General features: G+C 39.5%; 25 protein-coding genes, 1 tRNA gene and 1 riboswitch. Of the genes, 2 read left to right on the forward strand and 24 right to left on the reverse strand.

Annotated features, from left to right (window positions below):
- Positions 1-2 precede the first annotated feature (2 nt).
- The 13 genes from BUB56_RS05750 to BUB56_RS05810 form a co-directional block, all read right to left on the reverse strand.
- Entirely contained in the window at positions 3-887 is an 885-nt protein-coding gene (locus BUB56_RS05750; RefSeq protein ID WP_110940418.1) for a GHMP family kinase ATP-binding protein, read from the reverse strand.
- Entirely contained in the window at positions 877-1,959 is a 1,083-nt protein-coding gene (gene cobD / locus BUB56_RS05755; protein ID WP_190014239.1) for a threonine-phosphate decarboxylase CobD, read from the reverse strand. The genes BUB56_RS05750 and cobD overlap by 11 nt, the downstream gene beginning before the upstream one ends.
- Positions 1,956-2,921, reverse strand: a complete 966-nt coding sequence (gene cbiB / locus BUB56_RS05760; RefSeq protein ID WP_110940420.1) for an adenosylcobinamide-phosphate synthase CbiB — start codon at positions 2,919-2,921, stop codon at positions 1,956-1,958. Before cbiB ends, cobD begins: the two co-directional genes overlap by 4 nt.
- Positions 2,921-4,450 (reverse strand): cobyric acid synthase, encoded by a 1,530-nt coding sequence (locus BUB56_RS05765; RefSeq protein WP_242946228.1) that lies wholly within the window; start codon positions 4,448-4,450, stop codon positions 2,921-2,923. Before BUB56_RS05765 ends, cbiB begins: the two co-directional genes overlap by 1 nt.
- On the reverse strand, positions 4,440-5,849 hold the full coding sequence (locus BUB56_RS05770; RefSeq protein WP_110940421.1) for a cobyrinate a,c-diamide synthase: 1,410 nt from the start codon (positions 5,847-5,849) through the stop codon (positions 4,440-4,442). The genes BUB56_RS05765 and BUB56_RS05770 overlap by 11 nt, the downstream gene beginning before the upstream one ends.
- A 105-nt stretch (positions 5,850-5,954) precedes the next feature.
- Positions 5,955-6,133, reverse strand: a riboswitch (cobalamin riboswitch).
- Between the two features lie 117 nt (positions 6,134-6,250).
- Positions 6,251-6,838: an alpha-ribazole phosphatase gene (cobC, locus tag BUB56_RS05775; protein ID WP_110940422.1), complete on the reverse strand. Its 588-nt coding sequence runs from the start codon at positions 6,836-6,838 to the stop codon at positions 6,251-6,253.
- 7 nt (positions 6,839-6,845) lie between these two features.
- Positions 6,846-7,586, reverse strand: coding sequence for an adenosylcobinamide-GDP ribazoletransferase (cobS, locus tag BUB56_RS05780; RefSeq protein ID WP_110940423.1), 741 nt, complete (start codon positions 7,584-7,586; stop codon positions 6,846-6,848).
- Positions 7,586-8,128, reverse strand: a complete 543-nt coding sequence (locus BUB56_RS05785; RefSeq protein ID WP_110940424.1) for a cob(I)yrinic acid a,c-diamide adenosyltransferase — start codon at positions 8,126-8,128, stop codon at positions 7,586-7,588. The genes cobS and BUB56_RS05785 overlap by 1 nt, the downstream gene beginning before the upstream one ends.
- A 16-nt stretch (positions 8,129-8,144) precedes the next feature.
- Complete coding sequence (cobU, locus tag BUB56_RS05790; protein WP_242946229.1) at positions 8,145-8,708, reverse strand: bifunctional adenosylcobinamide kinase/adenosylcobinamide-phosphate guanylyltransferase; 564 nt, start codon at positions 8,706-8,708, stop codon at positions 8,145-8,147.
- Positions 8,709-8,838: 130 nt separating this feature from the next.
- A complete protein-coding gene (locus tag BUB56_RS05795; RefSeq protein WP_190014242.1) occupies positions 8,839-10,188 on the reverse strand; it encodes a lipase family alpha/beta hydrolase in 1,350 nt (449 codons plus the stop codon).
- A 44-nt stretch (positions 10,189-10,232) separates the two neighbouring features.
- The gene (locus tag BUB56_RS05800) at positions 10,233-10,760 is read right to left on the reverse strand and encodes a methylated-DNA--[protein]-cysteine S-methyltransferase (protein ID WP_110940427.1); all 528 of its coding nucleotides are present in this window, start codon (positions 10,758-10,760) and stop codon (positions 10,233-10,235) included.
- A complete protein-coding gene (locus BUB56_RS05805; RefSeq protein ID WP_110940428.1) occupies positions 10,761-11,456 on the reverse strand; it encodes a DUF2225 domain-containing protein in 696 nt (231 codons plus the stop codon).
- A gap of 80 nt (positions 11,457-11,536) precedes the next feature.
- On the reverse strand, positions 11,537-12,973 hold the full coding sequence (locus tag BUB56_RS05810) for a VanW family protein (protein WP_190014244.1): 1,437 nt from the start codon (positions 12,971-12,973) through the stop codon (positions 11,537-11,539).
- A gap of 326 nt (positions 12,974-13,299) precedes the next feature.
- Between BUB56_RS05810 and BUB56_RS05815 the strand changes: the two genes are divergently transcribed.
- Positions 13,300-13,374, forward strand: a tRNA-Met gene (locus BUB56_RS05815).
- Between the two features lie 50 nt (positions 13,375-13,424).
- Here the strand turns inward: BUB56_RS05815 and BUB56_RS05820 are convergent.
- From BUB56_RS05820 to BUB56_RS20085, 7 genes are all read right to left on the reverse strand, one after another.
- The gene (locus tag BUB56_RS05820; protein WP_110940430.1) at positions 13,425-15,479 is read right to left on the reverse strand and encodes a cell division protein FtsA; all 2,055 of its coding nucleotides are present in this window, start codon (positions 15,477-15,479) and stop codon (positions 13,425-13,427) included.
- Positions 15,480-15,578: 99 nt separating this feature from the next.
- Positions 15,579-16,244, reverse strand: a complete 666-nt coding sequence (gene nth / locus BUB56_RS05825; protein ID WP_110940431.1) for an endonuclease III — start codon at positions 16,242-16,244, stop codon at positions 15,579-15,581.
- Between the two features lie 41 nt (positions 16,245-16,285).
- The gene (locus tag BUB56_RS05830; protein ID WP_110940432.1) at positions 16,286-16,567 is read right to left on the reverse strand and encodes a DUF503 domain-containing protein; all 282 of its coding nucleotides are present in this window, start codon (positions 16,565-16,567) and stop codon (positions 16,286-16,288) included.
- Between the two features lie 122 nt (positions 16,568-16,689).
- Positions 16,690-17,877: a glycine C-acetyltransferase gene (locus BUB56_RS05835; protein ID WP_110940433.1), complete on the reverse strand. Its 1,188-nt coding sequence runs from the start codon at positions 17,875-17,877 to the stop codon at positions 16,690-16,692.
- A 244-nt stretch (positions 17,878-18,121) separates the two neighbouring features.
- On the reverse strand, positions 18,122-19,213 hold the full coding sequence (locus tag BUB56_RS05840; RefSeq protein WP_190014246.1) for a Lon-insertion domain-containing protein: 1,092 nt from the start codon (positions 19,211-19,213) through the stop codon (positions 18,122-18,124).
- Positions 19,214-19,241: 28 nt separating this feature from the next.
- Positions 19,242-20,822 carry a recombinase family protein gene (locus BUB56_RS05845; protein WP_110940435.1) on the reverse strand — a complete coding sequence of 527 codons (1,581 nt, stop codon included), beginning with the start codon at positions 20,820-20,822 and terminating at the stop codon, positions 19,242-19,244.
- On the reverse strand, positions 20,819-20,953 hold the full coding sequence (locus BUB56_RS20085; protein WP_278319460.1) for a hypothetical protein: 135 nt from the start codon (positions 20,951-20,953) through the stop codon (positions 20,819-20,821). Before BUB56_RS20085 ends, BUB56_RS05845 begins: the two co-directional genes overlap by 4 nt.
- Positions 20,954-21,262: 309 nt before the next feature.
- On the opposite strand from BUB56_RS20085, the gene BUB56_RS05850 reads away from it, so the two are divergent.
- Positions 21,263-22,714, forward strand: coding sequence for an alanine/glycine:cation symporter family protein (locus BUB56_RS05850; RefSeq protein ID WP_110940436.1), 1,452 nt, complete (start codon positions 21,263-21,265; stop codon positions 22,712-22,714).
- On the opposite strand, the gene BUB56_RS05855 is transcribed toward BUB56_RS05850, so the two are convergent.
- The 4 genes from BUB56_RS05855 to lepB all read right to left on the reverse strand — a co-directional run bounded on the left by BUB56_RS05855 (position 22,715) and on the right by lepB (position 26,409).
- A complete protein-coding gene (locus BUB56_RS05855; protein ID WP_110940437.1) occupies positions 22,715-24,076 on the reverse strand; it encodes an AAA family ATPase in 1,362 nt (453 codons plus the stop codon).
- A 115-nt stretch (positions 24,077-24,191) separates the two neighbouring features.
- A complete protein-coding gene (locus BUB56_RS05860) occupies positions 24,192-24,686 on the reverse strand; it encodes a metallophosphoesterase family protein (RefSeq protein WP_110940438.1) in 495 nt (164 codons plus the stop codon).
- Positions 24,673-25,797 (reverse strand): tRNA epoxyqueuosine(34) reductase QueG, encoded by a 1,125-nt coding sequence (queG, locus tag BUB56_RS05865; RefSeq protein WP_110940439.1) that lies wholly within the window; start codon positions 25,795-25,797, stop codon positions 24,673-24,675. The genes BUB56_RS05860 and queG overlap by 14 nt, the downstream gene beginning before the upstream one ends.
- 81 nt (positions 25,798-25,878) lie before the next feature.
- Complete coding sequence (gene lepB, locus BUB56_RS05870; protein WP_110940440.1) at positions 25,879-26,409, reverse strand: signal peptidase I; 531 nt, start codon at positions 26,407-26,409, stop codon at positions 25,879-25,881.
- Positions 26,410-26,441: the final 32 nt, after the last annotated feature.

A 26,441-nucleotide genomic window follows, 5' to 3' on the forward strand; every position in this document is an offset into this window, starting at 1 on the left:
TCCTACTTGCTTTCAATTATTTTAACTCCGCCTTCTACAATCCTTGTTTCAAAGCTGCGGGGATAACTATTAAAAACGCCTATATCCGAGAACTTCCTTTTTACAGCTTCCAAATCCACAATCTCTTTATCATATAAAATCCCGATAACGGTTCCACTATGGGCCACATTCACCCCAAAGCACCCTAGGGCTAATACCGTATCAATGATTTCTTCCAATTTATCCTTTGGCAGGATATTTTGATTGGTTAGGGCACTTAAGGTAGCCGCCTTTCCCAAGCCACCGGTATCCTTCGTTCTACAGCTTTCTTGAAATATCTGATAGGCTTTCTCAATCTTGTTTTTATTTTCCAGTCTTTCCTTCGTATAATCATTCTTTCGAAAATCCTGGGTATCTAAAATCTTCTCTGATTCCAGTACAAAAACATCCAGTGACGGAATCCAGTCGCTGCTCTCTATCCGTATACCCTTCAAATGATCAAATAAAGTCAGCGTGGGGAAAATGGTACTGTCCGTCGGTTCAATGGCAACGCACAATCTTCCCAGATCGTCTCTTGAAATCTCTTTGCCCAGCAGAGCTGCTGTTGCAACAATGGAGGCTGCAATATCAGCGGTACTGCTGGCCATTCCCTTGGCCACCGGAATATGTGAAACCACCTCTACAGAAAGAGTGTCTCCGATCTTCCGTGGCAGTCCAAAGTACTCTAGAGTCCTATACATCCCCTCTACCGCTTTTCTCCGATCCATTGTTCTTGCAGGTACTTTCGATTCTTCTATCGTTACGGCAGCATATAAATCAATGGGGTATGAAATTAACTTTTCACTTGTACCGATCACTCCCTGCAACAGTTCGCCGCAGGAAGCGGGGCAAATGGCTTTAGCTTTCATAGATTACCTCTTTCAACGCTTCAATCAATTTTTCATTAGAACTTCGATCCTTAATGGCAATTCGATAAAACCGATTGGTTAAATTTTTGTAATTGCCGCAGCTTCTTATGAGTATTTTTTTCGTCAGCAGTGCTTCTTTCAGACATCTTTCATCCTTATTATAGCTAAAGAATATATAATTGGCTTCCGGCTTATATGCTTTAATCCCCTCTATGGCATTCAATTCCTCATAGAATTTATTCTTTTCCTTGTGCAGCCAATCTTTTGTCTCCCGAATATATGCCTGGTCTTTTAATACTACTTCCCCAGCTAAGGCTGCTAGGCTATTGATGCTCCAAGGCTCCCTATTGTCCCGAATTCGTCTGAGTATATTCTCATTGGAAGCAACTGCGTAGCCTAATCGAAGGCCTGGAATGGAAAAGAATTTTGTTAAAGCCCGAATAACATAGAGATGATTATATTCCTCCATACAGGCAATCATGGATTCCTCTTCTCCAGCTTCAACAAAATCCATAAAAGCCTCATCTACCACAAGGCGAATACCAAACACCCGGCATTGCTGAAGGATTTCCATCATTTTTTGCCGATTTAGAAATTGGCCAGTGGGATTGTTTGGATTGCACAATACCACTAAGTCAATTTCCGGATTGAGCATCTTTTTAAAGCCTTCGTCAATTTGAAAATCGTTGTCTTCTTTTAGATAGTAATAATGTACCTCGCTGCCGGCTTTTAAGAGTGCTCTCTCATATTCGGCAAAGGTAGGTGCTAAAATAAGACTGTTTTTCGAATTCAGAGAGGCGGCCAATGCAAAAATGATTTCAGTAGCCCCGTTGCCTACAGTGATCCACTGCTCATTCACTCCATGGTAAGCCGCAATCGCCCCTACCAGTGCCTTATAATCAGGGTCTGGATACCGCTCAATACTATGGATGTTTTGAATCAAAGCTTCTTTTAGCGAATTTGGAATCCCTAGAGGATTGATATTGGCACTAAAATCAAGAATTTCCTCTATTGCAATACCTCGTTCCATTGCTGCTTCATAAATATTTCCACCATGCTTAGCTACCTTCATAACCCAATCCCCCATTGTGTATATGCAACCCATCGAATAAGGGTAAAAAAGAACATTCCCACTGCCGATGCGCCATACATGATTTTTATTGTCCGAAGAATGTCTTCTGTATCTAATTCCTTTAACTTATCTCCTATCGTTGGTTTCTCAACCAATTGTCCAAAATAGGAGTTCGTTCCCCCGATTTGAATATTGAGAGCTCCCGCAACAGCAGCCTCGGGATATCCGCTGTTTGGACTCTTGTGATTTCTACTGTCCCGGCGTAAGATCCTTAAGCTGTTGGACCAGTCATATCCCAGCAATCCTGAGGATACAACGATAAAAAGTCCCGTAAGCCTGGCCGGAATAAGGTTTATCAGGTCGTCCAGTTTTGCTGATGCCCACCCAAAATGGAGATATTTCTCATTCTTATAGCCTACCATAGAATCCAGGGTATTGATGGCTTTATAGGCCATCCCCAAAGGGGCTCCACCAATAAAGATGTAGCATAAGGGCCCTATAATTCCATCAGATATGTTTTCTGCAACGGTTTCAACCGCTCCCCGGGTAATCTCCTGTTCATTTAAATGAGTAGTGTCCCTTCCTACGATGTAAGAAAGAAACCTTCGCGCTTCAAGGATATCTCCCTGCTTTAATTTTATATATACCTTTCTGCTCTCCACATCCAGACTTTTCGTTGCTAATATCTGAAAGATCAGAAAGGTTTCCATAATCCATCGGAAAGCCGGATGAAACCAATCCGCAATCCATAGCAGCAGATAAATAAGCAGATAGCTGCTGCTTACAACCATAAGGACAAGTATTATTCCTCCAAGCTTTTCTAAGACTGGTCCCTTAAAAATTTTTCGCAGTCCTCGCTCTGTACTACTGATCCCATTGCCAATAAATCGTATAGGATGTGGAATCCAATAAGGGTCTCCAAAAACCAGATCACAAATATATCCCACTAAGATTTTGATCATCACTGTTCTCCATTTAAGATACTGTAAATCTTCTCCATATTTATATTCTCTCGTACAATTTGTGCCAGCTTGTTATACTCAGCCTCTTTAAAAGCCTGGAAGCTCTCGATGGTACTTCCCTTTTCCTCCAGTCCCTTTGCCCTGCGTATATTATTTAATACCTTTCTCGTAAATGGAATATTGTCGAAAATACCATGAATGTAGGTTCCCATCACGTTACCTTCCCTATTAACACAGCCATCTTTTAGATCCACAGTTTCTCCCAGACGGTTCACGATTTGATTCATGACAATACAATCTTCTCCCAGGCTTGTTTTCCCCATATGTATTTCATATCCTGAAACCGCCAACCCTTGAGTACCTTCCAGCACGCCCGAAAGCTGAGGAATAATTTTCGCCTCTACCTGGGTTGTTACCTTTTCCAGTTCAAAGACAGTTTCTACATCTAAGAGTCCCAACCCATTCATTTCTTCGATGGAGCTTTCTGTGCCATGAGGATCGTGCAGTCTTTTCCCAAGCATTTGATATCCCCCGCAAATACCTACAATAAGCTTTCCATTGCGGTGAAGTTTTAGGATTTGTTCTGCTAATCCGCTTTCTTTTATATACAGCAAGTCTTCAATCGTATTTTTCGAGCCAGGTAAAATTAAAATATCCGGATCTCCAATCTGTTCTCCACGCATTACATATCTTAGCTCTACGTCTTCCTGCGTTTCAAAGACGTTAAAGTCTGTGAAATTAGAGACATGAGGAAGATATAGCACCTCAACCTTAATCTGCCGCCCTTGTCTGTTTTGTGAGCGGAAACGTTCTGCTAAACTATCCTCGTCCTCAATTTGAACGTTATAATATGGAATTACTCCTAATACAGGGATTTTTACTATATCCTCCAGCATCTGAATGCCTGGCTTCAGAATTTCTACGTCTCCCCGAAACTTATTAATAATAATTCCTTTTACACGCCTTCTTTCTTCTTCAGTTAGCAGCATCATGGTACCTGCCAGTGATGCGAACACACCGCCGCGATCAATGTCTCCAATCAGAATCACCGGAGCATCTGCCATTTCTGCCATGCCCATATTTACAAGGTCATTTTCGCGGAGATTGATTTCCGCAGGGCTTCCTGCACCTTCCAATACAATAATATCGTACTCCGTTGATAGGCTGTCAAAGGTTTCCTTCACCATTTGCGAAAGCTCAGGCTTAAATTCATGATACTCCATAGCTGTCATATTTTTAAATACTTTCCCATTTAGTATTACCTGACACTTTTTATCGCTGGTAGGTTTAAGTAATACGGGATTCATACGCACATCGGCTTCTACACAAGCCGCCTCCGCTTGGACCACTTGTGCTCTTCCCATCTCCAGCCCCTCTTTTGTAATATAGGAATTCAGAGCCATATTCTGAGACTTAAAGGGAGCTACCCGATAACCGTCCTGTTGAAATATCCTGCAAAAAGCTGCAGTAATCAGACTCTTCCCAACAGATGAAGCTGTACCTTGAAACATCAATCTCTTATTCTCCATGACGATCCCCTTTCCCATCCATAAAGTTTCTACAATTCTCAACGAAATCCTTAGCAAGCTCCTTACGATTATAAAAGTGAATATGGGCATAACCTGCCAGTACATTTTGCTTTTGCAGACCACAGTACCATGAATTCACCAGTTCTCCATTTCTTCGCTTCTCCACCCTGTAAGCAAACGCTTCATCTTTTGACATTGAAATAACTGATCGGTGAAACTCATGACCCTTTACGCCAACTGGATTATGACTGATCACACAAGGCTTCTCAATGTTTACCTCTACATATCCGAATCGCTGCAGACGATTGGTCATGGTTGTTTCCGCCTCGAAAACCCCCACCATTTCATGACGCCTTCCCTCAAGGGTTGTTATGGCCTCCGTCAAATACATCAGTCCTCCGCACTCGGCATAGGTGGGTATCCCCTGATCTACTGCAGTTTTTATGGACTCCCTCATGGAGACATTTTTTTCTAGCTGCTCTGCAAATACTTCCGGAAATCCGCCGCCAAAGTACAGGCCATGAAGAGCCTCCGGAAGTTTTTCATCCTCCAGAGGGCTAAAATAAACTAATTTTGCCCCCAATTCCTCTAATAAATCTAAATTATCTCTATAGTAAAAGTTAAATGCTTTATCCATTGCCACACCAATATGTACCTGTTCAAATTTCAGTACTTCTTTTGGAGGATCTGTTTCTCCCTGCAGAGATTGAGCTTTGTTGCTAATTTGGATCAATTGATCAAGGTCAATGGTTTCTTCAACCATTTCCCCAATTTCATCGATCTTCTTTTTCAAATCTTCCACTTCTACACTGGGAATTAGTCCAAGATGTCTGCTTTTTAACTGAATGGCTGTATTCGTCTTCATATACCCTATACACGGAATCCCCGTATATTTTTCAATAGCTGCCTTTAGCAGTTCGTAATGTTTTTCTCCAGACAGGTTGTTAATGATGATTCCCTGTATATTTACGCTGGGATCAAAGACCTTATAGCCTAATACCTGGGCAGCAGCACTGGCAGACATTCCGTTTCCATTAATGATAAGAATCACCGGCGCATGAATAATCTTTGAGATATGTGCAGTGCTCCCTTGATCCTTCTCGATTCCAAAGCCGTCATACAGGCCCATCACACCTTCTATGACGGATATATCTTTTCCAGAAGCGTTTTTCATAAACAATTTTTTAACCACTGCACCCTCTAACATCCAGCCGTCTAAGTTTCGGGAAGCGTTCCCCGTGACAAAGCTGTGAAACGCAGGATCAATATAATCTGGCCCCACCTTGAAGGGCTGTACTTCAAAGCCTCTTTTCTTTAAGGCTGCCATAACACCTATGGAGATTGTTGTTTTTCCTACACCGCTTTGCGTACCTGCCAAGACAAACCTGGGGTAATTCATCTATACTCTTCCCTTCTCCAAGTAATAAATAAAAACCCTAACCATCTCGGTTAGGGTATGAACACACAATTGTACATCCCACTTTTTCCTTCCCGCCGAAGGCAATACAGCAGATCACAACAGGCAGGTCTCCTGACTCGTGAATCTACTTACTTTCGGCGCCTTCCTTGTATCCCAAGTGGCATTGTGCCAATTTCATCCTCACTCACAGTAGCGGGGGCTGTGTCGGTCTTTCACCGAACTTCCCTATTAAGTACTTCGACACCTGTTTGTATCATATTTACTTGCTTACATGGTATCAAACTTTTTGTTAATTATCAATAGATTTCTTTAAATTTTCCTGGTTTTATGTAATATAAGCATATTTTTATGCATTTTATGCATCTGTATTTTTATTATTACTACTGATTTAAGGCAGTCAGCACAGCATAATTGTCTACAATCTCTATCCTCGTAATCCCACAGTGATCTACCTTGTATTTCCAGTAGTCTTCGATTCCACTCCCTATATAATGGGCCAGTGTAGCACGTATACAACCGGCATGAGATACGATAAGTATCCTTTTATTCTGATGCTCCTTCACAATTTTTTCTATAGCTTCAATGATACGCCGATACATTATCACCAGGCTTTCACCTTCCGGCACAGCATAATTGAGCCAGTCTGCTTCCCAATCCGCAGCTTCCTTGGGATACTGTTCTTTTATATCTCTATAGGTTAATTCTTCCCATTTTCCAAAATTGAGTTCTCTAAGCTCTTTTGATTGTGTCAAGCCAACATGATGATAGGCATTAATCCTTTCAGCAGTCTGAACCGTGCGCTTCAAATCACTGCAATAAATATGCTGAATTGTCTCTTCCCTGAGCTTGTCTGCAGCTCTTTTTGCCTGTAGAAGCCCTTCTTCTGTTAAACAGGAATCTGACCAACCACAATACTTTTTCTGGTAATTCAATTGTGTTTCCCCATGTCTTACAAGTATTAGTTCCATAAAACCCTCACCTAACAATATTGAATACTACAAGATGGTAGAATAAATAAACCAGTTCTGCAAGCTCGCAAAGGGCTCCTAAGGTATCTCCTGTCATGCCGTCTATTTTTCCAGTAATATGCCGGATATATAAAAGACTAAATATACAGACTATCGGCAGAAAAAGTATAGACCAAGAAGTTACGAGAGAAAACAGTAAAGTCATAATACCGGCCATCAGCAGCTGTCGGTTGTTCACTTTTCCAATATACAAATTACCCATGCCATTGGACCTGGCGTACTTGGCATATCTACTGGCAAATACAAGACTAAATCTTGAAAAAACAGGCATTAACAAAAGAATTCCCCCTGCTTTCGATATAGAGATGCTTGATATAAAAGCAACCTTTAACAGTAGAGTTAGCAATATAGCCAAAGCTGCATTGGTTCCCAGCCGGCTGTCCTTCATAATCTCAAGGACTCTGTCTTTAGGCCGGTTGCTGTATATACCATCAAAGGTATCCCCTAAGCCATCCAGATGAAGTCCCCCAGTAATAAATACTTCAATGGCCACAGCCAGCACCGCAGCTGCAAATGGACCTCCCAGCCAATTCCCTAAGTGGTAAAAGGATAATACAAACATACCGATGACTAGCCCTACTAAAGGAAAATAGATCACGCCTTCCAAGAAATCCTTCTCATCCACATCCAGTTGAACCAATATTGGAATTCTGGTTAAAAACTGAATCATTAGGATCAGTCTTTTCATTACTGTTCAATTCCTTCCCTTGCATGAATCCCTTTTTGGAAGGGATGCTTAATCATTTTTATTTCAGATACATAATCCGCAAGCTCAATGATTTTCTGGGGTACATTTCTACCTGTCAAAATGAGCTCCATATGCTCCGGCTTTTCCTGAATTAACTGACAAATTTGTTCAACAGAAAGAAGTTTATTAGATAACACGCCCATGATTTCATCTAAAATCAACATATTACAACTCTCTTCTCTGATTACCTGCATGGCAAAATCGAAGCCTTCATCAATTCTTTTCTTTAGCTCTGCTTTTTCTTCATCATTTAGTGTCCAGAAGAATTTTTTTACTTTGTCAAAGCGAAAAATTTGAAAATCAGGATAAAGCCGCTCCACACTATGCAGTTCTCCCGAGTCTCCACCCTTTAAGAACTGTATCATATATACCTTGTAGTCTCTCCCCACAGTTCGAAGGGCTTGTCCTAATGCCGCAGTTGTCTTTCCCTTGCCGTCTCCCGTATAAACCTGTACCAATCCTTTATCAAGCTTCTTTTCCATATTTATATCTGCTCCTTTACTTGATTCTCATAGGTATTCCAGATACTGTAAAATAAACCTCATCTGCTTCCTGTGCAATTAACTGATTAATTCTACCCGCTATATCCCTGAAAATCCGCGCCAGTCTGTTTTCAGGAACAATCCCCATGCCCACTTCGTTGGTTACCATAATCAGCCACACATTATATTCTTGACAGGCTCTAAGAAAGTCAATAAATTGCTGCCGAATTCCTTCTTCTATCCTATCGATTTCCTCATGTTTTATGGTCTCCCAATCTATACCCTCCTGCTCAAACATAAGATTGGTAGTCATAACTGTAACACAATCCAATAAAATTGTGTTATGGGTCTGGGCAATCTCCGGTATTATGCGATCTAAATTGCTATATGCTTCATAGGTAGTCCACTGTTGCGGTCTATTCTCCCGATGTTTCTTAATCCTATCCTTCATTCCCTGATCAAAGGCGATAGCCGTCGCTAGATAAGCCACAGATCCTAGTGCTTCCTTTGCTAGATTTTCAGCAAAAGAACTCTTTCCGCTTCTAGCTCCGCCTGTAACCAATGTAATTTTGCCCCTCAAAATATCACCTCAATACTATATAATTTACAATTTGAATAAACTGCAAAAAATATGTCCCTACTTTTGAGGGACACCTTCTATACTATATTTAGACTATACCAGATTTTTGAATATTATGCAATTCCTTTCCCTATATAGACAGCCGATAGCTTTTTCCTGCCTCCACCCTCTTATTTCGTATTTTTCTGACGGCACCATTGCTATCCATGATTTTTAGATTTACAACACCGTTTTCTTTTGCTAAGAAATCAATATAGTGAGAGGTAGGACCGTGGTTAGTAATCATAATCCACTGCAACCCCGGTTTAAATTGTTGATAATATAAGCCGCTTCTTTTTTCCAAGCCGGAGTAAATGGTATGCACTCCCTGATTCGTCAGGGTTTTTACTGCTACATCCCCATTGCCCTCCACAAGTATACTTAAGTACCTTTCAATGCTCTCCTCCTGTTCACTAATGACCGCATCCTCAGGAATTTCCAGTTTTTTTCGTAATACAAAGCTGCATTTCTTTAATATATCCGTATGGCTTCCATGAAAGATATAGGTATCTCCCGAAATAGCCAGCAGACTCTTTAGCATAACCGTACCATCACCTTCTTCAGATTTATAAGCTTCAATAACTTTTCCGTCTGCCCACCTTCCGATCGGGTCTTTATAGTTTCTATCTACGTATAAATACTGATTGGTTTCTACTCCCTTTGCTCCGATCAAAGTTACTTTTATTCCTCTGCGTGGCAAGATTCCTTCATTCTCATTCAATTCATCAATGAAAGTATTTTGATGCTGCATGCTCTCATAAGGTATAAAATGCATTCGTCCCAGAGGACCCATTTGATAAAGATAAGGGTTATATTTTCTTCCAGGCAGCAGATCACGCGCTCCCAGCAAATAACGGCGAATGGTTTCCATATCATTTTCTGTACCATATACACGCTCCAGTATCCATAAGTATCCTTCCAACAGAGATCTAAAAAGATTTGATTTGATATTCCCTTCATAAGGAAGCTCGCCGCCGGACCAAAAATAATAAGCATTTGCTGCGCCGGCATTCGGCGTAGCGATAATGATTAGGTTGTCAATATCATTTTCATAAGTACCGCCTTGGGCATAAGCACGGGCTACCAGCCCTCCCATACTGTGACAAATTACATTCACCTGATTACTTTTCGTTGCTTTTTTTGCTTGATCTATTACTTTTTTCAGATAATGGGCGGAAATATAGCTGCAATCTTTTCTCCAATCGTAATAAGCAATAAATAAATCCTTGTTGTGTCTATATCCAAGTCCTTCCAGGCTTTTGATGAAAGGTTCATATACGGAAGCAGCCATTCCAAAATTCCAAGCTCCAGTCCCTGGTATGATCTCCTCGCCCATAGAACCAAATAATCCGGGCACAAAAACAATCGGTTTTTGCCTGGATATCTGTGTTCTGTTTTTTATCATCCGTATGAGTCCAAGAATCATCATTGTTTTATACATGGAATTCCCCCTCATATTTCGGATTAACGCAAAAAATAAAGCCGTTACAGATTCGTAACAGCTTTTCCTTCGTAAACATTAATTCCCTCAAGGGCAAGCAATTTTATTTTAAAATCCAGGCCTCCCCCATAACCAACTAAGCTTCTATCCACACCGATAATGCGATGACAAGGGATAACAATCGGAATGTTATTCTTGTTATTGGCCATACCTACAGCCCGAAAGCCCTTAGGCAAACCGATCTTTTCAGCAATATCCCTATAACTGCTAACTGTACCATAGGGAACAGCCATCAGTGCTTGCCAAACCTTTTGCTGAAAAGGAGTTCCAATCAAATGCAAAGGCACAGTAAACTCTTTTAGCAGCCCTTTTCCATATGCAGTTAATTGATTTATAATCTGTTCATTTCTATCATAACTTTCCTCTACATGATCAAAATGCTTATGGAGCCATTTTAAAAAACTGCTTTCTTCTTCGTTTTCCAGTGCAATCCTGCATAAACCCTGGTCACTAGACGCAACATAGAATTCACCTAAGGTTGTTTTCGCTTTTCCATAGAACACCCTTTTCATTCATCCCACCTGCACTTCACTTTTTAATTTTTTGAATTCTTCCTTAGCTACACGCCATTGTTCTCTCGCTTGCATTTCCAGCTTTTTATTTCTTTTTATCAGCGGATTCCCTACTGCCTTATTGAACCAATCAATGGATTCCACATATCTTCCAAGACGTAAATATAATTCTCCAATGAGATAAGTTAAAGATACTTCATCCAAGTTACCTATAGGCAGCGGCTCGTGTAAAAAAGCCTCTTCAAAGCAATTTAGTGCATGGGCTAGAAATTCCTGCTCCCGCTCACTATTAATAAATCTGTAGAGCCAGGCAAGCCTTAAACATATATTTCCAAGATTTCCTTTTTTGAGATTCAACAGCTGCCCGCAGACCAGCGCCAGCTTGTAGGCTTCTATAGCATCATGTACATCTCTTTCCTCTCCAAAGCTGCGTGGTACCCACCGTTTTGTTATTGTGGCCTCAATAATTTTCTTCCCCTGAGGGGTAATGTCTTTAAAATTACTCTCCAGAGCTGCATAACCACACATGGGACATACAATGGCACCATAAAACATTGGATTTGTACTGCTATAGGTAATACAGAAATCTGTATCCCGTTTTTCAATTCTGCATGCAGAGCTCTTTACTCTTTTGGTGTGAAAAATATTTTTACACACAGGACATTGTATCTCCCTGTCAAATAAATCCTGATTCATCCTATCACCTCGTACCTCATTAAGACTTCTACGACAATATCTGTAAACATATTCTACAAATCGTTCAAATTGAGAGGTTTTTATTGGACGGGCTCCATATTGTTGGTTTCCGTGCTAGTGGCCTCCTGCTTAATGGTACTTATTGGTTGAGGTTTTTTCGTTCCTTTAATAATAATTTGTTTTTGTGGCCTGTAGTAATCTTTTGAAACCACACTACGTTCAACCTCTACACCATTTTCATAAACGATTCTATAGGTAGTTATTTTATATCCATCTCTGCCTTCTTGCTCTACCCGCTGCATTCCCTGCAGCAAATGAGGATCCTGTTTGATTTCCGTGCCCCGTTTGACAAACTCCGTTTCCTTCGTTTCAATTTTTACCACTCTATTATCGGTTTTTAAACCATAAATCTTTATAGTTAATTGATTTCCATGAACATTTGATTCGATATAAATGGGTTGAGAAAGTGTATTTTGAAACTTAAAATCCAATACCCCATAAGAAACCGTTGCATCTAATCCCTTTGGTACATAGGTGGAAGGGATACTATGATTCACACGTTCTACAATCTTAAGATTACTCATTAAAACGGAATTGTAAATGGTGCTGGAAACCTGACATACTCCTCCTCCTAATCCTTCAACCAGTTCACCTTTAAAAATAACCGGCGCATCCAGATAGCCTCTATCTCTACTTCTTGGACCCACCCTATCGTTAAATGAAAAAACATCATTAGGCATAAGTACGGTTCCATTGATAGCATTCGAAGAAAGTATTATATTTTGGCTGCGGTTTTTGTTTACTGCATTAAATTGGGTAGTATATACCCCCAATAGATCATTAATATAGCTTAGACTTTCAGAAGTAATTTTAGGGGACTGAATCTCCACAGGAAGGTCAATGGCAATTTCAGAAATATCCTTTTGATCTCTTACCGCATCTAGGATCGAACTTTTTGCCCGCTCTAAATTCATATGAAGTCCTGTAACCTCAGGAGTTATGATAAATTTTCCGTTTTCCCGCTTTATAATGGCATTTTTTGCAGGTTTATCAATATTTTTTTTTATTTCAGATAATTGCTTTTCAATCTTTTCCTGATCATAGACAGGCGTAAGCGCTACGTTTTCAGGACTGCGATAAAGAGAGATGATCTTTTGAAGCCTTTCAAAATAATTCCCTTCTCTGCCGATGTTATAGGCTTCGTTAACAGCCTTTGTATAATTAAGATTGTATCCCATATCTTCTGCACTAAAATTCCAAACCTTATCTCCATATTTTAGAAGTATCTTCTTTTGGACAACGCTGTCTTCGAAATGATTCTGAACTTTTTTACCAGCCTCAGCAATAGATAGGCCGCCCATATCTATATTTTCTATCGTTACACCATTATAGATTGTATCACGGTGAATCAGGAAAAATGTAATTCCTGTAGTAGAAACTAGAAAACTTAATAATACAATGATAATTCCTGCAACAAAATTCTTTTGTTTGGTGTTATTGGCAGCTTTTGCATCCATCATTTTTTCCTCCTTTCCTGCATTTTAATTTCTAATGTAGCAAGATCTGTTTGTTTTAATATTATTACATTTGACACACCTATATTACTAATATACATTATATTTACTTCATTGAACATAATGTAACACAAATTTAATGCCAAAATAACACTTTTGAATGTTGGATTCTGTCACTTTTTTTTTGTACATGCATAATATGTAGTGGACATAGATCCACCCATAAATTTTCCCCTTTGATGACGGAGGGAGTTTTCTCCCTCCTTTTTTACAAATCAATGCATATTCTATAATCTCTGTACATATACTATGATAGTAACATTTTTCAGCGCGGAGTAGAGCAATGGTAGCTCGTCGGGCTCATAACCCGGAGGCTGTAGGTTCAAATCCTGCCTCCGCAACCAAAAAAACTAGAGGGAATCCCTCTAGTTTTTTTGTCTTAACCCCCAATGATTTATTCCCAATAGATTTCTATACGATCTCCATCAGCAATGGGATCTGTATAATTAGCTCTTTGGTCATTTAGCTTTAATATAAGCGTACCCTGCACTTTCGTGCGATCAAAGTCGATATAATTAAAAACATCCACAAAAATATAGGGGGTATTTCGATCGGAGTGCAGTAAGACAGGTTCATTGTTTACATGAACCAATATCCCGTGTTCATTGCAATCCTTCTGTGGATTTGGGGCAGCCTCTGCTTCATGGACAACCACCGCATTAAAAGGACCCTCAATTGGTTTTTCTCTAATTTCAATTTCTTCAATCCTGATATGATCTTTGTCTTGCATCACATAATCTTTGTCTACCAGTACCTCATTGACAAAAACTCTACAGTGTTCCGATCTTTTTTGCAGCCGCATCAGCAGCTCATCTATTTGCTGAATTTCTTTAAATGTAATCTGATCCCCATCTTGAATACTATAATTTAAAGCAGTTGGTTTTCCATTTACAAGAGGATCTCCTATTAATTTAAAATCCAGGCCATTGTATTGGACAGTTTTAACCTCCATTAAAAGGTCGTTTAAGGTAAGGTGTACATCTTTTCCATCATAGGCCGGCTCTACTACAATATTGTCCCGGTTTTTTATCTTTGTGTCCAAGTTGCCAGGGACACCGTTCACAAATATTTTTGCTGCTTCCCCCGGTTCTCCTGGAATATTCTTTTGAGCACCATTTACAAAGCAGGTCAACCCTTTTCCCCTTCTGCCGATGAGCTTTCTTGCATTATATCCGATTCGGATAAGAGCGTCGGAAACAAACATTTGCTTCGTATTTAATAATTTGACTGCTGTTTCGTTCACATGAATATGAATAAAATCCTGCTCCCGGTCTTTCAAGGCAATCAACCCAATACCAATAGGTGTAATGAATTCAGGCCCTTCAATCCTGTTGCATTGAAAAATTGTATTTTCAATAATTTCAGTTCCTCTTACAACGACTCTTTCCTTTGGCAGTCCAAGCTTTGCAGCTAAATGTTGCGTAAAGGTTGGAATCTGGCTTCCTCCGCCAATACAAAATACTGCACTTGGAGTCTTCCCGTTGTAGGCAAGGATCTTTTCTCCAATTTCTTCTGCCAGTGCCTCTATTACCTCGTCAATCCGCTCAATGATTTCACTGGTGCTCATTTCGTATGGTATTCCTACAATATCACTAAAAGAGTGCTGTTCCTTTTTGTTGAGGCTTACTTTCAGTTTTTCAGCCGTTTCAAAATCCAGTAGAAAGTTTTTTGCGATTGCCTCTGTGATTTCATCTCCTGCTACAGAAGCCATTGCATAGGCTACCACTGTACCATCCTGTGTGATTGCAATATCAGAAGTACCTGCCCCAATGTCGATTAGTGCAAGATTTAGCAGTCTAAGCTTTGGCGGAATGGCTACATGAATAGCAGCGATGGGCTCTAGCGTAAGGTTGATTACATCCAATCCGATTCGTTCCATAACACTGTATAGACTGTCCACAACAACCTGCGGCAGGAAGGTAGCCAAAATGTCGGCGCCAATTTTATCTCCCCGATGTCCCTTTAAGGTTGTCATCACGCCATCATTAAGATAATAATTAATTACTGTATAACCCACACAGTAATATTTTATATCTTGGGTCGAGGATTCCTGTTCAAGGGCATGCTGCGCTTTTTGAATTCCCTCTATTTCTAGACTATCGATCATACGTTTGTCTATGATCTTTGTAATGTCTACTTCTCTTCCTACATGAACTTTATAAGTTTTTAAAGCTCTACCGGCAGCAGCAATCGCTACCTGACGTAAAGAAAAACCTAATCTATTTTCAAGATTACTTTTAACCCTTTGGGCTACAGCAGCAACCTTATCGATATCATGAATCTGTCCATCGTACATAGATCTGCTTGGATGCTCGATCACTTCTACATCTAATATGATGAACTGATCTTCTTCCTGTCTGCCCACGATGCCAACCACGTTTCTTGTCCCAATGTCTAGGGCAAACATCACTTCATGGGGGCTGATTCTTTGCTCTCCAGCTTCCGTCATGACCCACACCTCTTTCATCTTTAGATCTTTCGTTTTTATTATTCGTCGTATTTTTACATTTTCCTTTTCATTTCGTTGAAAAGAAGAACCAGACGAAATCTAGCTCTTCTTTGTTAATTCCTTATAGTATAGGCATTCCTCTCTTAACGGACATTGTTCACAAAGAGGTTTTCTCGCTTTACAAATTCTGCGCCCATGGTAGATTAACCAATGATGGGCATCGGACCACTGGGTCTTAGGAATATTATTCATAAGCTGCTCTTCGGTGTCCTCTACATTGTCACTATGGGCCAGCCCAATGCGATTGGACACCCTAAAAACATGGGTATCCACGGCAATGGCTGGTTTTCCAAAAGCATTGCTGATAACCACATTAGCGGTTTTTCTGCCTACTCCAGGCAGCTCCACCAGTTCTTCTCTCCTTTGAGGTACCTCGCCTCCATACTTTTCCACTAGAATACGACAGGTATTGAGAATGTTTTTTGCTTTAGTCTTATAAAAGCCACAGCTGTGAATCCACTCTCCTAATTCCTCTTCACTGAGTTTAAGAAAATCCTGAGGTGTATTATAATGCTGGTATAGCTTTTTTGTAACCTGATTGACACGAACATCTGTGCATTGCGCTGCAAGTATTGTAGAAATCAGAAGCTGGAAAGGAGTCTGATAAACTAACTCCGAAACAGCCTCCGGATATATTTTCTCTAGCTTCTCTAACACATCCTTTATTTCCTTCTTTCTTAACCTTTCATTTGCTTTTTTCTTCAATGAATTTTCACCTTCCTAATCACGATGGATCATTTTTATAATTACAGAATCTCAATATTTAACTGTACAATCTCTACCCTATTATCTCCCTCAATAAACCTGATGATGCTATCAATCATTTGATTTGCATGCTTGGTGGTGGTTGTTACACAAGCAATGCCAAGCACAGCCCCTTTCCACTTTTCCTGCAGATCTACCTCGGCTACAGATGCATTAAATCTAGACTGAAGCCTTCCAATCAGGCTCTTTATGATATGTCTTTTCTCTTTTAGGGAATTAGGTTCAAACATAATTAGCTCAACAGTACATGTTCCAATAATCATTCCCATCACCTCGATGCTAGTTTAGATACTAATATTATATAACAACCTGCAGGAATCATGTGAACAAAGATAATTGGCATAAAAGAAAAGCAGGTGAATCACACCTGCTTCTCATTGCCTGCTTATATTAAATTCATTTCTCTTCCAACCTTTTCAAAGGCAGCAATGGCACGGTCCAACTGCTCCTCAGTGTGCCCTGCGGTTACCATGCACCGTACTCTTCCGGTTCCCTTTTGTACTGTAGGGAACACAATTCCCGATGCAAACACCCCATTCTTTAGCAAATTTCTGGAAAACTCCATTGTCTTTGCTTCGTCCCCGATAATCACCGGTGTAATAGGTGTTTGACTATGTCCCGTGTTAAAGCCTAGCTTTCCAAGTTTTTCTTTAAAATATTTAGCATTTTTCCACAATCTATCGGTATATTCTGTGGTTTCCATCAACATCTTTACAGCCTCAATAATAGCACCAACTGCAGCAGGAGGAAGAGCCGTACTAAATAGAATTGGTCTGCCCCTATGATTTAGCCATTCCTGAGCTGTCTTGCTGCCTGCTACATAGCCTCCGATAACACCGATAGCCTTTGAAAGGGTTCCAATGCTAAAATCAATCCTGCCATGCAGTTGAAAATGATCTACTGTTCCCCGGCCGCTTTCACCTAATACACCAGAGCCATGGGCATCATCTACATAGGTCATTGCATTGTATTTTTCTGCTAAAGCAGCAATAGAAGGCAAGTCCGCAATATCCCCATCCATACTGAATACACCGTCAGTGATAATCAGCAGATTTCTGTACTTTTCTCTGCTTTCCTTTAGAACTTTCTCCAGGTGATCCATATCATTGTGCTTATAAACTGTTTTGTCAGCCTTGCTTAACCGCGCACCATCAATGATGCTGGCATGATTTAATTCGTCTGAAATGATGATATCACCTGCTTCAGTAACTGCTTGTATAGTACCTGCATTACAATTAAAGCCGGATTGGAAAGTCATCACAGCCTCCTCCCGTTTGAAGGCTGCCAAAAGTGTCTCCATTTCTTCATGAATATCCATATTTCCAATAATGGTTCGTACGGCACCAGCACCGACACCATATTTTTCTACGGCTTCAATAGAGGCTCTTTTTAATCTCGGATGGTTAGCAAATCCCAGATAATTATTGGATGAAAGGTTAACTACTTTTTTACCATTGAGAAAGATTTCTGATTCATTGGGTCCTTCTAAAATCGGGAGCTGTCGATATACTCCCTGCTCCTTTAGTTCATTGATCTTCTCTTTTAGAAATGGTAATTCATGTATGTTGCTCATGTTCTTTACCTCCTTTAATTCTAATAGGGCTTCTAAAGTTTTTCATACCCGTTATTGTTATATTCTGTCCATTTTCCTTCTTTTATCCTTACTTTCCAAGCATAAAAGGTTTCCCTTTTAAAATATATCATATCCTTTTGAGAAAATCCTCCATTTTATGAACTCATTACATAAGTTTAAAAATTTATCGCTGTGGAATGCAGCGATACTAGCGCAAAGAAAAAGAGCGAATTCGCTCTACTTCCTACAATAAGTTGCCAGACTCCCTTCCATTTTTTGTTGAAGACGTATTTTGATTTTCTGATGCAGCATATTTGTTTAACTTCGCTCTAATCCCTTCATAAATATCAGGATAAGATCGATCTGTTAGAATCTCTATCCCCTCTTCGATACTAGATACAGGGTAAATGTGAAAAAGACCTTTTTGAACTGCATCGATCACATCGTCTTTTAACACTAAATCCTCCACATTTTGATAAGGTATCATAACCCCTTGATCTCCTGTGAGTCCAAAGTAACTGCAAATATCAAAAAATCCCTCAATTTTTTCCGTTACACCTCCCACCGGCTGAACCTCGCCTTTTTGGTTTACTGAACCGGTTACTGCGATATACTGCTTGAGAGGTACATCTCCTAAACTGGATAGCAGCGCATATAACTCCGTGCTAGAGGCACTATCCCCATCTACACCCCCGTAAGATTGTTCAAAACAGATCTTTCCTGTAAGGGACAAAGGCGCTTCTTGGGCGAATCTTTCGTTTAAATATCCTTCTAGAATCATTACACCCTTGTCATGAATGCTGCCGCTCATTTCTACTTCCCGTTCGATATTGATAACGCCTTTATGCCCTATAAATGTTGTAGCTGTGATTACCGATGGTTTTCCAAACACATGATCTCCTAAATTTATTACTGACAGTCCATTAATTCTCCCGATTTTTCTGTCCCGGATATCAATAATTATTTTTTTAGTTTTATACATCTCCAACATTCTATCTTCTAACATATTGTTTCTATATATCTTCTCATCATAGGCTTTTTTAATGTGTCTGTCGCAAATATATGGCTCACGCTCTACCTCTGCCCACACATCAGCTTCGATGAGCAGCTCCGCTATCTTGCTAAACTGGGTTGACAATTTCTTCTGACTGCCTGCAATTCTGCTGCAATACTCAACCACCTTTGCAACACCGGTAGTATCCAGGTGTCTGATATTTTTTTTCTTGCAGTAATAACTAATAAACTGGGCAATACTCAATTCGTTTTCCTCTCCAGTATCCATCCGGTCATCAAAATCCACTTTTATTTTAAACAGCTTTTCAAATTCTTCATCCAATGTATAGAGCAGTCGCCACATTCAGTCTTTAGAGAATAGGATTGTATTCATTATCATTTAAATCTGTATCCCGGAATCTATAGTGGAGCTTAACGACCTTCTCTCCCCTATTCTTATATTCATGCACTATGATCACTTCAATCAATCTGTCGACGATTTCACTTGAAATGTTTTCTATACAAAAAATTCTTTCAATTTGTCTAAAGGGTTCCTCTTCCCATTGCTTCATACACCTGTTTATTTCTGTACATTGTTTATCTAACTGATCCTTTTTTTTTAGTAAGGATATTTGCTTATCTTGAATTTCATTTGAAAATGTCAGAAAAAGTTCTTTGGATATATGTCCTTCTAACCGGTCACAATATAACTTTTTAAGTTTTCCTTCCGCCTTTTTATATTGCTCTTCTATCTCTGCCAGATTCTTTTGAATACCCTCTTTTTTTATATTCAGGGCGAGATTCTTTAGGCTCCATAACCTGCCTATCTCTAAGTTTTTACAGCATGCTTGGATATCTACTCTGATTTGTTCCAGTAAGAAATCCTCTTTAATGCTATGGGCGGTACATTGCTTCCCTTTTTGTGCATTTACGCATCGATATTCCTGATATTTTTTTTGATATCCCATCCCACTGCCGCAATCGCCGCATAGGATTTTACCGCTAAATAGTTGACTACTCCTGCTACCTTTTTGTCCTGTCCCACTTCTGGCCACCCTCAGTTCTTGTGCCTTCATATAAATATCTTTAGATACAATTCCTTGGAATTCTCCGCTATATATCCAGTTTTCCGGTGGAAGCTTTATGGTTTTTTTAAGCTTGTAGCTGATTTTTTTGTATTGACCTTGCACCATCATTCCACCGTACTTTGGATTGGTTAAGATTGATTTGACCCCGTTTACATTCCACTGATATCCTTTGGCAAGTGGAAAATCAATAAGTGCAGCAGGAGAAGGGATTTTCTTATCATTCAGATAGCTTGCAATCCTGGAATATCCCCAACCGTCTAAGTACATCTGAAATATCTCTTTAACAGTCTCCGTTGTTTCATCCTCTGCAGGCACTAACCGAATGGTTTTTTGTCCCTTGTCCTCTACAATTTCTTTTACATATCCGTAAGGAGCTTTTGAGCCAATGTAACTACCCCGGGTCATTCTTTGCTTTAACCCGTCCCGGCTTTTTCTGGAGCAATCTTTAATATACATTTCATTGAGTACATTTTTGAAAGGTACGATATCATTGATTTCATGAATAGTATCTACATTATCCAGTACTGAAACAAATCTAATGTTGTTTATTTTAAAGTAATCTTCCAGGTAATATCCCGCCTGTACATAATTTCTCCCAAAACGGGATAAATCTCTGGTCAGAACCATATTTATCTTTCCTTGTTCAATACATTTTTTCATCTCGTCAAATTCATCCCTATTAAAAGTAGCACCGGATATTCCATAGTCTTGGAAAATTTGTACCAACTTGTATTGTTCTATGCCTTTTTCATTGTTAGTCCGAATCCATTCTTCGAGACTTTGAATTTGTGCCTGTATGGAGTCTTTCTGCTCGTCTTTCGTAGTAGAAACTCTTGCATAAATACCTACATACCACGTTTTCATTGCTGCTCAGGATCCTCTATCCATTGATTTTTACCTTTTATCATCTCCTCCAAAATTATTTTGCCGAGTATTTCATTTAAATCTCCTTCTCCGTATAGGCGTATGACCTTAATCTCCTCAGATTTCCCCATCAAAAATCCTCCTTTCCTTATTCTAAATTTATGAGAATTGTTCAAGAAGTATTATTCAGATTCATCTGAATAATAGATTTTCTGAATAATTTATACCTATTAACGTCAATACTATAAGAAGTATTATTTAGTGCTAGTACATACATTAGAGGTTTATTGGCACTCTAGTCATTGAAGGAATGAATCTTCTAATCTGAAATGTTACAAAAATGAAAAAATATTATTGATTCTTTTCCAAAAACGTAGTATGATTAACTTAATATTTTTTAATAACTTTATAAAAATTTTAACATTATGGAGGTGGAGTTAATGGCTCAATTGGTCGACTCACTAAATGGTATTTTGTGGAGTCAAGCACTTATCTATCTATGTTTAGGGGTGGGTTTATACTTCTCTGTTGTAACCCGATTCCTGCAAGTTCGTCACATTAAAGACATGGTAAAACTCCTATTTGGAGGCGGCAGTTCAGAAGCCGGGGTATCTTCTTTCCAAGCTTTCTCTCTTGCAGTTTCCGGTCGTGTAGGTACTGGTAATATCGCCGGTGTTGCCACCGCTATCGCAATGGGTGGTCCTGGTGCAGTGTTCTGGATGTGGGCAATCGCTTTCCTAGGTGCAGGCTCAGCTTTCATTGAATCCGTACTTGCTCAGATCTACAAAGAAGAGGTAGATGGCGAGTATCGTGGAGGTCCTCAATACTATATCGAAAAAGGTATGGGTATGAGATGGTATGCATTAATATTCGCAGTTTCTACAGTTATCGCAATGGGCTTCTTCTTACCGGGTGTACAATCTAATAGTATTGCTGCCGGTGTACAAAACGCATTTGGTGTAGATCCTATGATTACTGGTGGTATTATCGTAGCTTTACTAGGCCTTATCATCTTCGGTGGGGTTAAGCGTATCGGTAGAGCTGCAGAGTTAATCGTTCCTTTCATGGCAACTGGTTATATCTTAGTATCTATTATAATCATCGTTTTAAATATTGGACAACTTCCAGCTGTTTTAGGCTTAATCTTCAAGAGTGCATTTGCAATTGAGCCTGCTTTCGCAGGTATCATCGGTATGGCAGTATCCTGGGGTGTTAAGCGTGGTATCTACTCTAACGAAGCAGGTCAAGGTACTGGTCCAATGGCTGCTGCAGCTGCAGAAGTATCTCACCCTACGAAGCAAGGTCTTGTTCAAGCCTTCTCTGTATACGTAGATACACTGTTTGTATGTTCCGCTACAGCATTCATGATCTTAATCACAGGTTCTTATAACATTAACAATCCTGCAGGCGGTTTCTTAGTAGAGAAATTACCTGGTGTTAAGATAGGTCCTGCATTTACTCAAAAAGCTGTTGAAACATTAATGCCTAGATTTGGTGCTCCATTTGTTGCAATCGCATTGTTCTTCTTTGCATTTACAACTTTGATGGCTTACTACTACTATGCTGAAACAAATATTGCTTATCTATTCAAGAAAGGCAATAATAGAAAATTAGCGATCAACGTACTAAGAGTTCTGTTACTTGTATCTATCTACTACGGTGCGATCAGAACAGCTGAATTAGCATGGGGCTTAGGTGACATCGGGGTAGGATTAATGGCATGGTTGAACATCATCGCTATCGTTATTCTTAGAAAGCCTGCATTTGATGCGCTTAAGGATTATGAAGAGCAAAAAGCTCAAGGAAAAGATCCGGTATTCGATCCAATTAAACTTGGAATCAAAAATGCAGATTTCTGGGTAGCTAGAAATAAGCAAGCTGGTAAAAGATAATTAAAATTTTAACCCTCCCAATAAACTTGGGAGGGTTTTTGATTGCATATTCGATTCCCTTAATACTGAATGTAGCAGTCGGTACAAATATGGATTTCCTATCATAATCACCTTTATATTTACATCTATAGGCTCCGGCTTCAAGGATGCAATATCTACGATGCCTAACTGACTCCGAATACTCTCAACACTAATCTCACCGGTTTCCAAGGTTCTCTTCAGCGTATCCCATGATTGAAAGTTTTTAAGCAATTGATTCGCTTGGAGAATCAAATATCCTCCATTGGCCTTATGAATGGCACCGGGCTTTACCATCAAAAAATCGGTCTTTAAGGTACCCTGGTCATTCTCATACTCAATCCTTCCAACTAAGTTGTTATAGGTGGGATTACATTCGATAATCACAGGTGCCCCTTCTGCGTTGCTATTGTCAACAAAAAGGTTTACTTTATACTTTTTTACAAAGCTGTTCTCAGCCTTCCTGGTCAAAATCTCCGTTTGTTCTTCTTCTGTTAAATCAAAGTCATCAATGTTATCGATCACGTCATTCTGTACATTTTTTAAGTATTCGACAATCCTGCTATATTCCTTATACTTGTCATACAATTCGTCCATCAATGGCTCTACAACAAAAAGGCCTATTTTATTTTCCAGTCCCCGGATCTGTTTTTTTGCATCCCTTTCCAAGGCTTTCATTTTTCTTAATATTTCTACTGCTTTTAACTGTACGTACTCTGCTTTCTTTTCAATCATCTCTTTTTGCTCCTCATCTAAGTCCTCAAATTCCTTATCTCCTACGGCAACACCGTCAATCATAGGTGCCAGCATGAATCCGGTACTGGTATTTTTTATCATAAAGTCATTTTCTTTGCTGTACTCCGTCAATTGCTCCAATAATTGATTTCTTTCCTCCTGATACTGCTTAACGATTTCACTTTTTTGTCTCTCATAGTCTTCTCCAGAAAATGCCTTTGGAATCTCTGTCAATAAATCCTGTACCAGCAAGTTCATGTCCTCACAAAGGATCTTTCCCATCCCCGGAGGCATATTCAAAGCGATTGGATGACTGGGCTCCTGAAAATTATATACATAGCACCAGTCGTCAGGTATATTTTCCAGACGAGCTTTTTTTTCTACCACCTTTTGTACGTAGCTTTTCTTACCTGTTCCTTTTACGCCTACAACAAAAATATTATATCTCAAGTTTTTTACTCGTAATCCAAATTCCATTGCTCTGACCGCTCTATCCTGACCAATAATTCCTTCTAACGGTACTAATTCCTCCGTGGTATGAAAAGGAAATTTTTGGGGATCACACACCTTTTTTAATTTTGTATAAGGTAGTTCCCTATATCTTGCCAAATTAACTCCCCCTTTGCCTAAAGATCATGCTTTAATCTATTCTATTCGCTTTCTTTGTCCTTTTCTCCATGAATTTGTAGTTAATAAAAAAAAGAATCCTTCTTTAGAAAGATTCTTAAAAAAATACAAACTCACAGTGCAGCTCTTTTTCCAAGTGCAGTATTATAAAAGAATACTGTTTTTCTCTCCTTTTCGTGGTTGGTGACCCGGGGTTCAGCATTAAGACTCCCGATTTCGCCTGCAGCATAGGCTGATGACTGTGTCCAAATAGAATAATGTCTACAGCTTCTTCCCGAAAAGCATTAGAGGCCCGATCGACAGTTTTTCCCTTATCTCCATGACCGTGTAAAATTCCTATTTTGTATCCACCAATTTCTATAATACGCTTTTCCGGTAGATTTGCAACAGCTCCAATAAAATCACCATTTCCCCTCACTGCATATACAGGCCCAAATTTTTCTAGTTCCCCTAAAAAATCTTCATCTATAATATCTCCGCAGTGAAAAATGGCGTCTGCATCAGCCAAATGATCCTGCAAAGGCTTGGGAAGGGGTTTTCCCAATTTTTTAATGTGGGTATCCGATATTACCACAGCTTTAATTGCAATCATCTCCTAAAAAATTCTCTATAAAGCCTTTGAGTTCTGCATCTCTTTCCCTTTTTAAATGGGTTTTCAATATGTTTTTTGCAGCTTGAGGCTCTAGAGATACGATCCCTCGCAGGGCATATTTTCGAATCATTTTGCTATCCTCAGCCAATAGTTTTTCCAGATAGGGTATTCCCTTAGGGTCTCTGCTGTTAGCAAGAGCGATAATCGCATTTCTTCGTAAAGTGTTTTTTCCACGCCATCCTGCAGCAGTGTTTTCATACTTTTCTTTAAAAGTCTGATTGTCCATGCTCAAAAGATCGACTAATTTTGGTCTACTGATAGATGGGTCTGGTAAAAACTCCCAGGTTTTTGTTTTCTTTATCTTTTGGTTATGGGGACAAACCAATTGACAGGTATCACATCCATATATCCTATTGCCTAACTTCTTACACTCTTCAGATTCTATTTCATCCTTCGTCTGTGTAATAAAGGATAAACATTTTTTCCCTTTGAGTTTATAACCTTCCTCCAACGCACCAGCAGGACACGCTTGAATACATGCATTACAACCGGCACATGAATCCTGCAGGGGCTCATCTTGTTCTATCTTAAAATCCACAATCCCATATCCAATAAAAACCCAAGAGCCGTATTGCCTTGTGATCAGCATATTGTTCTTACCTATCCACCCTAATCCTGCCCGTCTTGCAACAGCACGGTCAGACAAGGGCCCGGTGTCTACGAAGATTCGATATTGGAAGAAGCCTATAAGTTCTTCTATTTTTTTCATCAATATAAGCAGCTTGTTCCGCAAAACCTCATGATAATCCTTTCCCCAGGCAGATCTGGCGATCGTTCCTCTTGCTGCGCCCTCTTCTTCACATATTTCTGATGCATCTGTATAATAACTCATTCCTATCACAATAATCGTCTCTGCATTTTCCAATGTTAACCTCGGATCAATACGTTTTGCAATATCCTGTTCTTCAAATCCCGATAAATACCCTTGCGCTTTACGCTCAAGAAAAATTTTCTCCAGTTCATTAAAAGGTGCGGCAGAGGTAAAGCCGATAAGATCAATACCCAGACCTCTTGCAATCTGCTTTATTTTTTCCTTTAGATCTTCCCCCACAAATTCACCACCATATTTTAGCTATTATACAATTAATTATAGCATGAAAAGCACACATGGTGTGCTTTCATTTGGCAATCTTTATTTACTCGAAAAGGCTGTCATAGCCTCTATAGGCCATATTCTGTACTCTGCCTTTCCTTTTATAGATTTTACCGGTACAAATCCAAAGCATCTGCTGTCATTACTGTCATTTCGATTATCTCCTAATACAAAAACCATATCTTCTGGAACAACGCCTGCAGTAACAGGATAGTCCCGATCCTCATATGCCTCTCCATTTGTATATTCTTCCTTAATCTCTTCACCGTTAACATAGATTTTTCCATCCAAGATCTCAAACAGATCTCCTTCTACTGCAATGACGCGCTTGATAAACAATTCTTTCTTCCTGTCTCTAATGGGTGGGATAAAAATGACAATATCTCCCTGATTTGGCTTATGCAGCTGATATTCAAATTTATTGATAAATAGCTTATCCTGATTATTTAAGGTAGGATACATGGACAAGCCCTGTACAATAGTAAAGCCAAATACAAATTTCTCAAAAAAGAGTCCCAGAACGATGGCAATTAGAAAAGTTTTTATCAATCGCATTATTTCGTCAATCATCATATCACGTCCTAACCAAGATCTCCTCCGTA

The sequence above is a fragment of the Geosporobacter subterraneus DSM 17957 genome, from assembly GCF_900142145.1.
In the GTDB taxonomy this organism is placed as follows: Bacteria; Bacillota; Clostridia; order Peptostreptococcales; family Thermotaleaceae; genus Geosporobacter; species Geosporobacter subterraneus.